This window comes from Pseudomonas sp. LBUM1658 (genome assembly GCF_059716055.1).
In genome coordinates, this window is record NZ_CP166798.1 from 4054943 (window position 1) to 4069602 (window position 14660).

Annotated in this window: 12 protein-coding genes and 2 pseudogenes; 7 read left to right on the plus strand and 7 right to left on the minus strand. The window is 59.2% G+C overall.

Going from position 1 to position 14660, the window contains the following annotated elements:
- Positions 1-52 precede the first annotated feature (52 nt).
- Positions 53-1426 carry a transposase gene (locus ACA064_RS18485; RefSeq protein ID WP_497669424.1) on the plus strand — a complete coding sequence of 458 codons (1374 nt, stop codon included), beginning with the start codon at positions 53-55 and terminating at the stop codon, positions 1424-1426.
- A gap of 265 nt (positions 1427-1691) precedes the next feature.
- Here the strand turns inward: ACA064_RS18485 and ACA064_RS18490 are convergent, their stop codons facing one another.
- From ACA064_RS18490 to ACA064_RS18515, 6 genes are all read right to left on the minus strand, one after another.
- Positions 1692-3014, minus strand: coding sequence for a purine-cytosine permease family protein (locus ACA064_RS18490; RefSeq protein WP_095079357.1), 1323 nt, complete (start codon positions 3012-3014; stop codon positions 1692-1694).
- A 111-nt stretch (positions 3015-3125) separates the two neighbouring features.
- The gene (locus tag ACA064_RS18495) at positions 3126-4100 is read right to left on the minus strand and encodes a 5-oxoprolinase subunit C family protein (RefSeq protein WP_103315990.1); all 975 of its coding nucleotides are present in this window, start codon (positions 4098-4100) and stop codon (positions 3126-3128) included.
- Complete coding sequence (locus tag ACA064_RS18500; protein ID WP_201188123.1) at positions 4097-4969, minus strand: 5-oxoprolinase subunit B family protein; 873 nt, start codon at positions 4967-4969, stop codon at positions 4097-4099. Before ACA064_RS18500 ends, ACA064_RS18495 begins: the two co-directional genes overlap by 4 nt.
- On the minus strand, positions 4966-6339 hold the full coding sequence (locus ACA064_RS18505) for an acetyl-CoA carboxylase biotin carboxylase subunit (protein WP_497669425.1): 1374 nt from the start codon (positions 6337-6339) through the stop codon (positions 4966-4968). The genes ACA064_RS18500 and ACA064_RS18505 overlap by 4 nt, the downstream gene beginning before the upstream one ends.
- Positions 6340-6349: 10 nt before the next feature.
- Complete coding sequence (locus ACA064_RS18510) at positions 6350-6595, minus strand: acetyl-CoA carboxylase (protein ID WP_095079351.1); 246 nt, start codon at positions 6593-6595, stop codon at positions 6350-6352.
- 92 nt (positions 6596-6687) lie between these two features.
- Entirely contained in the window at positions 6688-7446 is a 759-nt protein-coding gene (locus ACA064_RS18515) for a 5-oxoprolinase subunit PxpA (protein ID WP_497669426.1), read from the minus strand.
- Between the two features lie 125 nt (positions 7447-7571).
- Here ACA064_RS18515 and ACA064_RS18520 point away from each other — a divergent pair, with 125 nt between their 5' ends.
- The 5 genes and pseudogenes from ACA064_RS18520 (at position 7572) to ACA064_RS18540 (ending at position 13172) form a co-directional block, all read left to right on the plus strand.
- The gene (locus ACA064_RS18520; protein WP_054598044.1) at positions 7572-8489 is read left to right on the plus strand and encodes a LysR family transcriptional regulator; all 918 of its coding nucleotides are present in this window, start codon (positions 7572-7574) and stop codon (positions 8487-8489) included.
- 405 nt (positions 8490-8894) lie between these two features.
- Positions 8895-9215, plus strand: coding sequence for a copper homeostasis periplasmic binding protein CopC (gene copC / locus ACA064_RS18525; protein WP_497674277.1), 321 nt, complete (start codon positions 8895-8897; stop codon positions 9213-9215).
- A gap of 189 nt (positions 9216-9404) precedes the next feature.
- The gene (locus ACA064_RS18530) at positions 9405-9818 is read left to right on the plus strand and encodes a DUF2946 family protein (protein ID WP_497669427.1); all 414 of its coding nucleotides are present in this window, start codon (positions 9405-9407) and stop codon (positions 9816-9818) included.
- A gap of 76 nt (positions 9819-9894) precedes the next feature.
- Positions 9895-12060, plus strand: coding sequence for a TonB-dependent receptor (locus tag ACA064_RS18535; RefSeq protein ID WP_497669428.1), 2166 nt, complete (start codon positions 9895-9897; stop codon positions 12058-12060).
- 13 nt (positions 12061-12073) lie between these two features.
- Positions 12074-13172 (plus strand): annotated as a pseudogene (locus tag ACA064_RS18540) (hypothetical protein).
- A gap of 321 nt (positions 13173-13493) precedes the next feature.
- Here the strand turns inward: ACA064_RS18540 and ACA064_RS18545 are convergent.
- Entirely contained in the window at positions 13494-14282 is a 789-nt protein-coding gene (locus tag ACA064_RS18545) for a HoxN/HupN/NixA family nickel/cobalt transporter (protein WP_497669429.1), read from the minus strand.
- Here ACA064_RS18545 and ACA064_RS18550 point away from each other — a divergent pair.
- Positions 14193-14630, plus strand: a pseudogene (locus ACA064_RS18550) (IS66 family transposase); the annotation flags it as partial. The gene ACA064_RS18545 and the pseudogene ACA064_RS18550 sit on opposite strands and share 90 nt — an antisense overlap.
- Positions 14631-14660 lie beyond the last annotated feature (30 nt).

Genomic DNA, 14660 nt, shown 5'->3' on the forward strand with positions numbered 1-14660 from the left:
CTGTCTGGCCTGCGGCAAAATCGCTTCATTGGCCGGCGGGGGATCACACAGCATGATGGGACAGTTATCGAGTGGGCAGGAGCGACTGTTTTATTCGTTCAACCTTGAAGATCACATCCCAGCCAATCACCTTCTGCGCAGCATTGATCAATGTCTCGATCTGAGCGATCTGCGCCATTACCTCGCCGATTTCTACAGCCCGATTGGGCGTCCGTCGATTGATCCTGAACTGATGATCCGCATGCTGATCGTGGGCTATTGCTATGGCATTCGCTCAGAGCGGCGGTTGTGCGAAGAGGCCCATTTGAACCTGGCATATCGCTGGTTTTGCCGGTTGAGCCTTGAAGATGAAGTACCCAATCACTCGACGTTTTCCAAAAATCGACACGGCCGTTTTCGGGACAGTGATCTGTTTCGCTGGTTGTTCAATGAAGTGCTGCGTCGCTGCATGGACGCAGGCCTGGTCAAAGGCGAAGGATTTGCCGTGGACGCCAGCATCATCAAAGCGGATGCGAGTCGGCAGCGCGGCGTACCGGGTGATGAACAGGTCAACTGGAGCGATCCGTCCCTGAGTACCCGCGCTGTACGTGAATACCTTGCAGCACTTGATGAAGAGGCTTTGGCCGAAACGCTGCCGAAGCGTTTATCACTGACTGATCCTCAGGCCCGCTGGACAGCTGCTCCAGGCGGCCCAGCATTCTTCGCTTACTCCACGAATTATCTGATCGATACCAAGCACGGCGTGATCATGGATGTGGAGCCAACACCGGCTCATCGCACGGCCGAGGTCGAGAGCACCAAGACGATGATCGATCGCGTCGAAGCGCAGTTCGACATCAAACCGGAGCGCCTCATCGGCGATACCGCTTATGGTACCGCGCCGATGCTGGCCTGGATGGTGGAGGAAAAAGACATCGAGCCGCATGTGCCGGTGTGGGACAAAACCGAGCGCAAGAACGACAGTTTCTCGAGCAACGATTTCCACTGGAATGAAGAGGCTGAGGAATACCGCTGCCCGGCCGGCAACCCATTGCGCAGCGAATGGCGAGCCTTCAAGAACGAGCGTTCGCACGTCACCAAAGCCAATACCATCATCTTCCGATCCAGGCAGACCGACTGCGTAGCGTGTCCGATGAAAGCCAAGTGCTGCCCGAACACTGCGTTTCGCAAGATCGCTCGCAGCGTCCATGAAGCCGCTCGTGATGTGGCTCGGCGCATTGCAGCAACGCCGGCGTATCAGCGCTCTCGCCACGAACGTAAAAAGGTCGAAATGTTGTTTGCCCACCTCAAGCGCATCCTGAAATTGGATCGCTTGCGACTACGGGGCATGAGTGGCGCGACCGATGAGTTCACGCTGGCCGCCACGGTGCAGAACCTGCGACGGCTGGCCAAATTTACATCTCAAGGGCCACCGGTCACGGGATAGGTGCGCCTGCACTAAGCAAAAAACCTCAAACTAACCCAATACCGAGCAGCAAAGGTCAACGAAGAGCTGAGAAACCACTCAATGTGGTGAGTAGGCTCTCTGGCGGTGATCGTGCCTGAGTTCAGGCGAGCTGAAAATCCGACTTTTTCAACAGAATCGGCCAGAAGCAGTCACTGGAAACCCATCAGCGAATTCGTAATGAGCTTCCCATTGCCCGCTCTACCTTGTTAGAGCAGGCGGGTACGGGATGAGTGACTGCAAAACTCTACTCTGCCAACCGTAACCGCAACCGGCTTCGATGGGATAAGCCTGCTTGCAAGGCAAATGCAACTATCACGGTAGATGGCGCGGAAAAGCTGCTCAGGCCGCCGCCGGAAAACATCAACGCAAGACCCAATGCGGTGGCGCCAAACCAGGCCGTCAAGCCCACCGGGTTAAACGCGACCACCCGTTCGAGCGCTGCCACGTCACTGCGTCCGTAGACAATCTGCGCCAACGCCACACCCACCCAGGCCACCACGAAAATCCCCTGATAGGCCAACGCCTTGAGGATGTAGGCAAACACGTCCGCGAGCATCAAGCCGTAGACGATCACCCCCACCGCCACTGCCCACATCAGGTACGAACCGCGAAGGCCAAATCGACCAAAGAACGCCTGCATGTTCAGGGTCGCCAAGTAATAGTTGGCGGTGTTGATCCGGGTTTGCGTGGCCCAGACAAACAGCAATCCCCACAGGCCCATCAACTGCAAAATCGCCATCACCACCGAGACTTCGTTCAGCGCGCCTTCGTGGGGAATGCTGCTGACCAGGTAAATGCCCGCCGCGCCGTTGAGCAGAAACGTCACCGCGTAGAACGGCATGCCGAAGTTCCAGCGACCGTGGTACTCGGCGTCTTCAGGCTTGCCGAAACGCGCATAGTCGAAGGTGAACAGCATCAACACCCAGACGCCCATGTAGGCGACAAAACAATCCCACCAGCCGAATGCACTAGGCGTTGCCGGGCCGAAATCCAGCCATTGCGGCTGGTAGCCATAACGGCTGATCGATAGCCCCACCGCCACCAGCAAACCACCGAGGTACACCGGCAGCAACACGCCGTTGAGCTTGTCCAGCCAGTGCTGCACGCTGCCCAGGATCATCGGCACGCTGTAGAGCACCACCGCCAATGCCGCCAGCGGATAGACCAGTTCCGGGTACAGGTGATTGAGCGCGACGGCGATCACCGAACCTTCGAACACCGCGTAATAGATCGCGGTCGAGAAGAAAATCAACGTCGCCAGGCACGCCCCGGTGCTGCCGAACAACAGCCGTGAAAACAACGCCACCGACAAACCGCTGCGAATCGCAAAGCGGCTGAGCACGCTGTTGACCAGTCCATAACTGATCACCGACAGGACCATGCCGATCAGCGCATTGCGCGCACCGAACGACAACGCCAATGAAGCACCCACCACGATGTAAAACATAGCACTGCACACCGCCCACCAGGCCATGGTCAGGGACAGTCGACCCATGCGCGCTTCGGTGGGAACAGGATGATGCGCCGGGTCTTGCCCGGTTTGACTCGATTGCGATAAAGCAGCCATATGCGTGAACTCCAAAACCAGTCAAAGGTTGAAGCGCGGGCAGCCGTCACCGCACCGAAGTGCGGCGTTGGCGTACCGTTTGGCATGGCCCGCGCTAGACGGCGGGCAGAATCAGGAAGGGAACAGCTTGCTCAGGCAGCTGAGTTTTTTCTTATAGGAACGTCGCGCTTCCAGCGCCTCTTCGAGGGTTACCGCGACAAAGCGGGCCTTCTGGTTGGGTTGCATCTGGCCGATCAAATCGAGGTCGGCGCTGATCACCGTGCCAATCATCGCGTAGCCGCCACCGGACACCGCATCACGGTGCAGCACGATGGGTTCGAGCCCGGCGGGCACCTGGATCGAGCCGATCGGGTAGCAACTGTCGACGATGTTCGACGGATCGGAGCCGGCGCCGAACGGCTGCTCCCGGGGCTGAAAGCTCAGCGCGCTGCCGCCCTTGAAGCGATAGCCGATGCGGTCGGCTTCCGAACCGACCGTCCACGGCTCGGCGAAAAAGCTCTTCGCCGCCGATTCGGTCAAGCGGTGGTAGTACAAACCGGGCACCACCCGCAGGGTGATTTCGCCACCCAATGATTGCCGTAACGCCATGGGCAAACTGGCCCCGGCGCGGCTCTTGCCACTGGCGATGCCCACCGGCAATTCGTCGCCTGCAATCAGGCGTCGCCCCTGAAAACCGCCGAGCGCGCCCAGCGCATAGGTGGAGCGACTGCCGAGCACCACCGGCACATCAATGCCGCCGGCCACCGCCACATAAGCGCGGGCACCAGCCTTGGGAAAGTCAAAGCGCAGCACTTGCCCGGCCTTCACAGTGAACGCGGTGTCGTGGTGCATTTCCACGCCATCGACCCGTGGCGTCATGTGCGCGCCGCTGACCGCCACCAATGCATCCTGCTGAAACTCCAACTCAGGCCCGAGCAGCGTGCATTCCAGCGCCGCCAAACCTGCCGGGTTGCCGACCAATTGATTGGCCGCGCTCAAGGCGTATTGATCAAGCGCGCCGGACGGCGGAATGCCCAAGTGGTAATACCCTTCGCGGCCCAGGTCTTGTACCGAAGTGGCGAGGCCGGGTTTGAGGACCTTGATCATGCCAACACCTCCTGCAACGACTTGGGATAGCCAACGGGATCGGCGAGGAACGCGTCCAGCGAAAACTCCACCGGCCGAATCCGCAGATCAAAGCAACCGGCTTCCACTTCGGCCACCGCGTGGTCGTAGGCTTCACGGTCCATCGGTTTGAACTGCACGATGTCGCCTGGACGGAAAAACACCATGTGTTCTTTCAGGTACGCGAGGTTCTGTTGCGGGTCGTAGATCGGCGCGGGCGTGACGCCAAACATCTGATAACCGCCGGCGCCGCGCACTGAGTAAATGCAACCAAAGCAACCGCCGTGACCAAGGGTCAATTTCGGTGTGTCGGTGCGCGGGCGCAGGTACTTGGGCACCTGCAACTGACGCTCGCGCTCGACCATCTGGAACATGAATGGCAACCCGGCAACGAAGCCGACCATCGAGACAAACCACGGCGCGCCACTGTGGGCCGCGATGAATGCATCGACGTCGGCCAGACCGTTGATTCGTGCGGCGTATTCCAGGTCCGTGGCGCTCGGGTCTTGATGGCGGTCGCGAAAACGCATCAGGGTTTCGTGGGTCCAGGGGTCGTTGTAGAGCACCGGAATCTCGATGATCCGCGTGTGCAACGTGCGCTCGGCGACGGCCCCGGCCTCGGCGATTTTTACCGCTTCGAGCAGGGTGTGAGGGGCGATGCGATCCGGGTCGAAACGAATCTGGAATGACGCGTTAGCCAGGCAGATATCGAGCACGCCATCCAGCGCCAGCCGTTCCACGGCGCGGGTGACGGCCAGGCCTTTGAAGAACGCGTCCAGGGACATGCTGTCGCTGACTTCGGCAAACAAATGCTCATCGGCGCCAAAGCTGTAGCGGATGGGAGTACTCATGCTTCACCTCCGCTGCGGCGCTCGGCCAGCCAGGTTTCCAGGGTGCCGGTGTGAAAGTCGGCGCTGTGCAGCCACGGTTGTTCCAGCAATTCACCGTGCAACGCCAAGGTGTTGGCCATGCCGGTGAGTGTGGTGTGCGCCACCGCCATTCGCGCTCGGGCCAGGGCTTCGGCGCGATCCGCACCGTGAACAATCAGTTTGGCCAGCAGCGAGTCATAGTACGGCGGCACGCGGTAGCCTTGATACAGATGCGTATCGACGCGAATGCCCTCGCCGTTCGGCCAGATCAGTTCCTCGACCAGGCCTGGACTCGGGAAGAAATCCCGCGCCGGGTCTTCAGCGTTCAGGCGCATTTGCAGGGCGGCGCCGTTGAGTCGGATGTCGCTTTGCTTGAAGCCCAGCGGCTCGCCGCCAGCGATGCGCAACATGGCCTGGACCAGGTCGATGCCCGTGATCAGTTCGCTGACCGGGTGCTCCACCTGAATCCGCGTGTTCATCTCGATAAAGAAGAACTCACCGGTAGCATCGTCATACAGGTATTCCAGGGTGCCGGCGCCCTTGTAGCCCAGGGATTCGGTCAGGCGCACGGCGCTGGCGCACAGCGTTTCCCGTTGCTGCTGGCTGAGGACTGGCGACGGCGCTTCTTCGAAGATTTTCTGCCGGCGCCGTTGCAGCGAACACTCGCGCTCAAACAAATGCACGGCGTGCTGACCGTCGCCCAGCACCTGCACTTCAATATGCCGGGCCCGGCTGATAAACCGCTCCAGGTACACCGCGCCATTGCCAAACGCCGCCTGGGCTTCGCGCTGGGAACGGGGGAATTCTTCGCTCAGTTGCTCGGCGTTTTCCGCCAGCCGAATACCGCGCCCGCCGCCACCGGCCGAAGCTTTGATCAACAGCGGGAAGCCAACGGATTCGGCAGCCTTGAGCGCCGATTCAACGTCGAACAGTTCACCCGGCGAACCCGGCACCGCCGGCACGCCAGCGGCTTGCGCCGTGCGCCGCGCCTCGGCTTTATCGCCCATGCGCCGGATCGTCTCCGCGCTCGGGCCGACGAAAATGGCGCCGGCAGCCACCACTGCTTCGGCGAAATCGGCGTTCTCCGACAGAAAGCCGTAACCGGGATGCACTGCGTTGGCGCCCGTGGCTTTCAAGGCGCCGAGCAAGGCCTCGACGTTCAGGTAACTTTTGTCGGCACGGGCCGGGCCGAGAACGTGGACTTCATCGGCCATGCGCGCGGCCTGGGAATCGACGTCTGCCTCGCTGCACGCCGCAACGGTGGGAATCCCCAGCGCTTTGGCAGCGCGGATAATCCGCACCCCGATCTCGCCACGATTGGCGATCAATAATTTACGAATGCCTTGAGTCATTATCGCGCCCTCACTCGTCGTCGAGTGTTGCGACGACCTGACCCGGTTCCACCGGATCGCCGTCTTCTACCAGGAATGCGCTGAGGCGACCGGCCGTCCCGGCGGTCAGTTCGGAAAACTGCTTCATGACCTCGATCAGGCCAATCACCGTGTCGGCACTGACCTGCGCGCCCACCTCGACGAAGTTCGCCGATTCGGGCGTGGCTTTGCGGTAGAAGGTCCCGGGCAACGGGGTGATTACAGTGTGTTCGGCCATGTCTGTTCCTCTTGGAATAGTTGTAGAAAGGCAGGCAAAAATGAATCGGTGTTCAAACCCTGGCGTCTGTGTGCCAGGTGTTTCGTCCTGATTTAGCGCGGTGCGCGAACCTTGATTCCGGCGTTGTCGAGCGCACTGCGCGTGGCTTCGACCAACGTCAGGGCGCCCGGCGTGTCGCTGTGCAAACAGATGGAATCGAATTCAATCGCCAGGTCTTCACCCTCGACCGTGCGCACCACGCCTTCCTGACAGGCACGCAGCACCCGCGCGGCCACCTGGGCCGGATCGTAGGCACGGACGTTGCGGGTGAAGACGATGGAGCCCGTGAGGTCGTATTCGCGGTCGGCGTAGAACTCGCGGATGACCGGTTGGCCAAGCTCCTTGGCGACGCGCCAGATCACTGAATCGGGCATGCAATACAGCAGCAACTCAGGCTCCAAGCGTTGCAGGTTTTCCACCAGCAAACGGGCGGCTTCCTCGTCTCGGGCCAGGTGCATGTAGAGCGCGCCGTGGGGCTTGATGTGTTGCAGCGCCACGCCTTGAACCCGAGCGAGTTCACGCAGGGCGCCCAACTGGTACAGCATGTCGTCGACCAGTTCCTGGGCCGGCGCGTTGATGTGCCGGCGGCCGAAACCGACCAGATCGCGAAACCCCGGATGCGCGCCGATGGCCACGCCCAGGCGCTTGGCCTGCTCGACCGTGCGGCGCATGGTGCTGGGGTCGCCGGCATGAAAACCGGTGGCGATATTGGCCGAGCTGATGAAGCCCATCAGTTCATTGTCGACGCCATCGCCGATGGTCCATGGGCCGAAGCCTTCGCCCATGTCCGAGTTGAAATCTACTGCCTGCATGACGCTTGCTCCCGACGCTTGTGACTTCATGCAGGCCAAGTTAGATTCCTGTTAACCCCTTGGGAAGATCTATTATCAGATTGGGTATCTTCTGAAAAACAGATACCTCGTCACCCGGAGTGCTCATGTCCCTGACCCTGCGCCAAGTCCGTTATTTCGTCGCCACCGCCGAGATCGGGCAAATCTCTCAAGCCGCGATTCATTTGAATATTTCCCAGTCGGCGGTGACCACGGCGATCAAGGAACTGGAAAGCATCCTCGGCACGCTGTTGTTCCAGCGCTCGGCCCAGGGCATGAGCCTGACCGACGCCGGGCGGCACTTTTTGAATCGGGCCTACGTGATTTTGCGCAGCGTCGATGACGCGTTGAACAGCCCGTTGCCGGACATCCGCGCCAGTGGTGTATTGCGCTTGGCGGCGAGCTACACGGTTATCGGTTACTTCCTGCCGCACCACCTGCAACGGCTTGAACACTGGCATCCGGACGTGGCCATCGAAGTCCACGAACAAGAACGGACGGCCATCGAGCAGGGTCTGCTGGAAGGTCGATTCGACATGGCAGTGGTGCTCACCGCGAACCTCACCCACCCGGACATCGTCTCGGAGATTCTCTTCAACTCCGAGCGCCGGTTATGGCTGCCCAGCCGCCATCCCCTGTGCGAGCGTTCGGCAGTCAGCCTCGCCGACGTTGCGAAGGAACCTTACATTCTGCTGACCGTCGACGAAGCCGAACAAAGTGCCATGCGCTACTGGGAACACGCGCGACAGCAGCCAAACGTGCGGGTGCGCACCAGTTCAGTCGAAGCGGTGCGCAGCATGGTCGCCAATGGCAGCGGCGTGGCAATCCTCTCGGACTTGGTGCACCGCCCCTGGTCACTGGAAGGAAAACGCATCGAAACCCTGACAGTCACCGACAAGGTGACGCCGATGAGTGTCGGACTGGCGTGGCATCGCGAGCGCGAATTCAGCCCGGCGATGCAGGCGTTTCGTAACTATTTCCACGATGCATTTTTGGCGCCGCAACAGCTGTCTGCGCGACGCTGAAAACAGCGAAAACCATGCCCTCCTTTTGTGGATTTACGATGAGAGCTTTGGGCCATTTCCGGTCTGTTGTGACGGGAAGATTTTGGCCGTTTTCTGCCCGTCACGAATGACCGGTTTGGGTCGTTTTCCACCGGTCGCGACAGGCAAATCGGTCAGAAGTGGACATTCGTGACAGTTCCACTTTACTGCCTGGCCCTGCGCGAGCCCTACAACTTAGCGGTGGTCATGAGCTGTCCATAGGCATTGCCCTGCGTTTCTGATGCCAGATCAACAAAACTACATAAGACCCGTCACCAAAATTAGATCTATGCTGGTTTAGTCGTGCCTCTATCCACTAAAGGAACCGACCAATGTCTGCACATCTCGCAAAAAAAAATCCTGACGACCGCCGCTTTGCTTGCCTGCATGGCCGCTGCCACGTCCGTTTTCGCTCACGCAAACCTGACCAGCTCAACACCGGCCGCCGATAGCACTGTCACGGCGCCCAAAGAGCTGCGACTGATGTTCTCGGAGGGGGTCGAAGAAAAATTCACCAAGGTCGACATCACAACCGATGGCGCAGCAGTCCCGGTCAAAAGTATTGCGACCGATCCAAGCGACAAGAAAATCCTTATCGTCACACCGGGCAAGCCGCTTGCCGCTGGCCAGTACCAGGTCAAATGGCATGCCCTCTCGGTAGACACCCACAAAAGCGAAGGTCAATACACCTTCAAGGTAGGCAACTGAGTTCATGCACAACGCAATAGTTCTCTGCCGACTTCTGAATTTTTCTATTGTGTTGATGATGTTCGGGGCCTGTTTACTCAGGCCCGCTGCGGCTGCTCGTTTCCCTGCTTAACAAATTAATGCGCTGCGACAATCGGTCACTTGCAACATCTGTTCCCTGGAAGAAATTCAGTGCTAGAGTCGCCGCCCATGAAAGTAGCCCGCAATGACCGATCGCCGATTGCATGGGTGCTGTACGCCAGCGTCCTGTTCAGTCTGTTCGCCTGCGGAATTCATCACGGGCAGATGAGCGCTCTAAGCTTAGCCGGGCTGAACGGCGGTTTTTGCTCTGTCAGTAGCGAGCATGGCCCCTACATAGATGCCAGCGATTCAGATGATCCTGCGCCACACCTGGCGACGCAGCTGTCCTGTCCCATGTGCTCCTCCTTTGCCGTGGCGGTAGCCATCAATACCTTGGCCTGGGCGCTGGACTATGTGCCGGGCGACACCGTAAACCCCATCATCGTACGCAGCCTGGCGCAGCCGCCACCCCGCTATGTGTGGCCTGCTCTCAACCCCCGCGCTTCCCCCGACGCTTCACTCGCAGTGACTCTCTCGGCCTGACGTTGCCTGCCTGCGCATTTGCGCAGCCGCAGGGACTTTCAGGTGCGGCCCTCACATTTTTGCGTGGAAGCTGTCGATGAATACAAGAAACACTTCGTTGGTGCTGATGATCGGTGCCTGCAATCTGGCCTGGGCCGATGACAATGCCCTCAACCTGCCGAGCACTACTATCTCCGCCCGCCAGGAACAGCCCTCGGGCCTGATCCTCGATCAACCGATCAAAACCGGTTCACGCCTTGGTCTGACCGCCCGCGAAACACCCGCCTCGGTGAGTGTCGCCGACCGTGCGATCATTGAAGAGCGCGGCGCCAAAGACACCCAGGACGTCATCAACTCCATGACTGGGATCAACGCCTCGGCCAACCCTGGCTATGGCGGTTTCGTGGCCTACCGCGGCTTCACCAGCAACCAGATCACCCAGCTGTATAACGGCATTGGCATGAGCTACAGCAGCGCCACACGCCCGGTGGATGCCTGGATCTATGACCGCGTGGAGCTGATCGGCGGGCCGTCCACCTTCCTCTATGGCGCTGGGGCGGTGGGCGGTTCGATCAACTACATCACCAAGTTGGCCAGCCGCGAAGAGCAGGCAGTAGAAGGCCGCGTTCGTTATGGCAGCTACGACACCTCCGAATTGGCCCTTGGGGTCAACCATGCCCTGAGTCCTGGCCCTGACCCGCACCATTTTGCTCGTCTGGATGTCAGCCGTACGGGCAGCAATGGTTACATGGACCGCAACGAGCGCGAGTCAGTGAGCACTGCATTCTCTATCCTCAGCGATCTGACGCCACAGCTCAGCCACACCCTGGCCCTTGAATACCAGGAAGACAAAGAGGACAGCCCCTACTGGGGTTCGCCGATTCTGAACCCGGTCGGCGATACCATGAAGATCGACAAAAGCCGGCGCTTCGAGAATTACAACGTCGAGGATGGCCGTTACGAACAGCGCGTGCGCTGGGTGCGCTCGATCATCGACTATCAGGTCAATGACAGCACCAGCCTGCAAAATACCCTGTATCACTACGACGCCCAGCGCGACTACCGTAACCTGGAGAACTATCGCTACAACGCCGACAATAGCCTGGTGAGCCGCTACTCGGCCTACCTGCAACGGCATGATCAACAGGTCGACGGCAACCGCTTCGAGCTACGCCACGACAATACCTTGTTCGGGCTGACCAGCCAGTGGTCCGCCGGTTTCGACTACTCGGTCAACCAGCAAAAGCTGCACCCCAACGGCAAGTTCTCGACCTCCCCCTACGACACGATTGACCCGGACAACTTCGATCCAGGCAGTTTCTACGATATCCCCGGCGTCAATGGCGGGTTACAGAAAGTACGCAAGCATGAAGTCACCACCTTGGCCGGGTTCCTCGAAAACCGCCTTGAATTGACTGATCGACTCGCATTGCTGACGGGCCTGCGCTACGACCACTTGCATATGGAAGTGACCAACTACGGCGCGGTCACGCCCACCAGTCCGGCCTTCTTCGAGCGTACCTGGGAACCCGTCACCGGTCGCATCGGTTTGGTCTACGCCTTGACTCCAGCCGCCAACGTCTACGTGCAATACAGTACTGCGGCCGATCCACCGGCAGGCTCACTGGCCTCGGCGACCTTTTCCCAGGCGCAGAACGCCGACCTGACCACCGGCGAGCAGATGGAGGTCGGCAGCAAGTTCGACTTCCTCGATGGTCGTGGCTCGGCGACGCTCGCCGTTTACCAGATCGTGCGCAAGGATTTCTCGGTCACCGACCCCAATAACATCAACAACACCATCCAGGCCGGCCAGCAAACCTCAAAAGGCATCGAACTAGCCGGCAAACTGCAAGTCACGCGCAAGCTGATGGCCGAAGGCAACTTCGCTTACGTCGATGCGCAGTACGACGACTTCAGCGAGAACGTCGGGGGCCAGGCCGTATCTCGTAAGGGCAACACGCCGACCAACGTACCCGACCATGTCGGCAACTTCTGGCTGACCTACGAAATCCTGCCATCGTGGCACGTCGGGATGGACGCGCGTTATGTGGCCTCGGTCTACGCAAACAACGCCAACACCCTGAAAGCACCGTCTTACTCGCTGTACGGCGCTTTCGCCCGCTTCAAAGTGGACAAGAACACGGCGGTTACCGCTCGCGTGCGCAACCTGACTGATGAAATCTATGCCAAGCAGGCCTATGGCACGATGTATTACCAGGGCGCACCCCGAACCTTTGAAGTAGCAGTGGATACGCGCTTCTAAGCGAGGAACAGCAATGAAACGCTATCTGTACCTCTGGCACCGCTGGTTGGGCATTGCGCTGTGTCTGTTTATGGCGCTGTGGTTCGTGTCCGGTGTAGTAATGCTGTATGTCGGCTATCCAAAGCTGACGCCTGCGGAACACCTTGCACGTCTGCCGCAGCTGTCGGCGCAGAACTGTTGCGTCAGCCTGGGCAGACATCGTCATCTACCTGTCGCTGGCTGGCACTGTACTGGCAATACTTGGCCAGGTAGTTGGCTTGTTGCGCTGGCGCTTCGCCAAACCCTATCGCAGCGGCTCGCGCTCGCCCTACCCCGGTCGCTTCGCCCGCTGGCACCATATCGGCGGGCTGCTGTTCGGCTTCGTATTAATCGCCTGGATCTTCAGTGGCCTGATGTCGATGCGCCCCTGGCATCTGCTGGATAACCAGTCGGTGTTGCCACCGGCCGCCTATTACGGAGCAGAGTTGCACGCTGATGGGTTGGCGTTGCCGATTGCAGAGACGATCAAGCATTTCGACCAGGCCGGCATACAGCCACGTGAGCTGGAATGGAAGGTCATCGGTGGCAAAGGTTATCTGGTGGCTTACGACGGTGTCGGCAACAGTCGGATAATGCTCACCGGCGGCGACGCCGAGCCACAGGCCCGACTGCCTTCAATTGCCCTGGAACGAGCAGCGCAAGCGATGTTTCCAGGTGCGCACGTAGAACTCCAATGGCTGACTGCCTATGACTTTTACTACTACGCCCGCGCCGAGCAGAGCATGTACGGCAACAAAATTAAGCGATTACCGATGCTACGCGTTCGCTTCGACGACCCGGCTGGAACTTGGGTTCACATCGACCCTTATAGCGGCACACTGATCGAGCAACTCGACCAACGCGGTCGCGCCAGTCGCTGGCTGTTCAACCTGCTGCACAGCTGGGATTGGTTGCCGCTGTTGGAGCGCTCGTCATGGCGTGAGGTGCTGATCATCGCTTTCAGCCTCGGTGGCCTGGCCATCAGCGTCACTGGAGTCGTCCTCGGTTGGCGTCGCTTGCTACGTGCACGTGGCCGCCACAGAAAGTCGCCCACTGTGAGTAACCCATTTATTCCCCACAAGGAGAAACGGTGATAATCCCATGACCTGACTCAACTGGCTCACCGTTCAACCAACGCTCAGGAAGGCCGCATATGACCTGATAACTCAGGTCGCAAACGCCCGTTATCGAGGAAGTCGAATGGGTCGATTTCGGCCAGTTGTGGCAGACAGAAATCGGCCCATTCACATACTCTCAAGTGAACTTTATTTTGTGTTCCGTCGTTGGATTCCCATGCAACAGCATTGCCTGGAACTTTGCCAGCTAAAGTCGCCGGAGCATGCAGGGAGCCCTTCATAAGCATACGCAGACTCAGGGCGCCAACGACGTGAGCCGCACCGTCATAAACTGAGAGATCACGTTTGAATTTCGATATGCTCGAAACGTTTCCATTTGTAGATGGCCGCCGAGATCAGCCAACTCAGAATGAAGACGCCAACAATGATGTAACCCATCATTCCAAAATTATCGTTCAGGTTGCCAACCGTGTCCCAGAACACGCCGGTGAAACCAAACTTGTCGGCGAGCAAGCCAAGCCCTTCGATGCTGCCGACGATCAGCGCCACCAGCACCGAGACTGCGGTGATGGTGATGTTGTAATACAGTTTACGGATCGGCTTGACGAAGGCCCAGCAATAGGCGCCCAGCATCAGGATGTTGTCGGTGGTGTCGATGAGCGTCATGCCTGCGGTGAACAGCACCGGGAACACCAGAATCGACCAGATGGGCATGCCCTGTGCCGCACTGGCGGCGGAAATCCCCAACAGTCCGACTTCTGTCGCCGTGTCGAACCCCAGGCCGAATAGCACACCGAGCGGGTACATGTGCCAGCTTTTGGTGATCAGCCGAAACAGGGGACGGAAGATCCGCGCCATGAATCCGCGATTGGCCATCAACAGGTCGAAGTTTTCCTCGACGTAGGGCTCGCCCTTTCGAACTAGGCGAAAAGCCCGAATGACTGAATGCAGGATAACCAGGTTCATCAGCGCAATGGCGAACAGAAACGACATCGACACCAGCGTGCCGATCATCCCGCCGACCTCTTTGAATCCGGCCAAGTCGAACGGCAAGCGCGGGATATGAGCGATGAAGATCGCTGGCAAATACGCCAGGAAAAAGCGGCGCCCATTCTCAACGCACTGCACACCTGGATGCTGGCCCAGCGCGATCTTGTGCCCGAAGGATCGGCTATCGCCAAATCTCTGGATTACAGCCTCAAGCGCTGGACGGCACTGACTCGATATATCGAGGACGGCGCTGTGCCCATAGATAACAACACAGTCGAAAACCAGATCCGGCCGTGGCCGCTTGGACGCTCGAACTGGCTGTTCGCTGGCTCGTTACGCTGCGGCAAACGGGCAGCAGCAATCATGAGCTTGATCCAGTCGGCGCGCATGAATGGGCATGATCCGTATGCCTATCTCAAAGATGTGCTGACGCGACTGCCGACGCAGCGGGCGAGTGAAATTGCCGAACTGCTGCCGCACAGATAAGCGCCCTTATAACTATGCAAGGTGTATTAA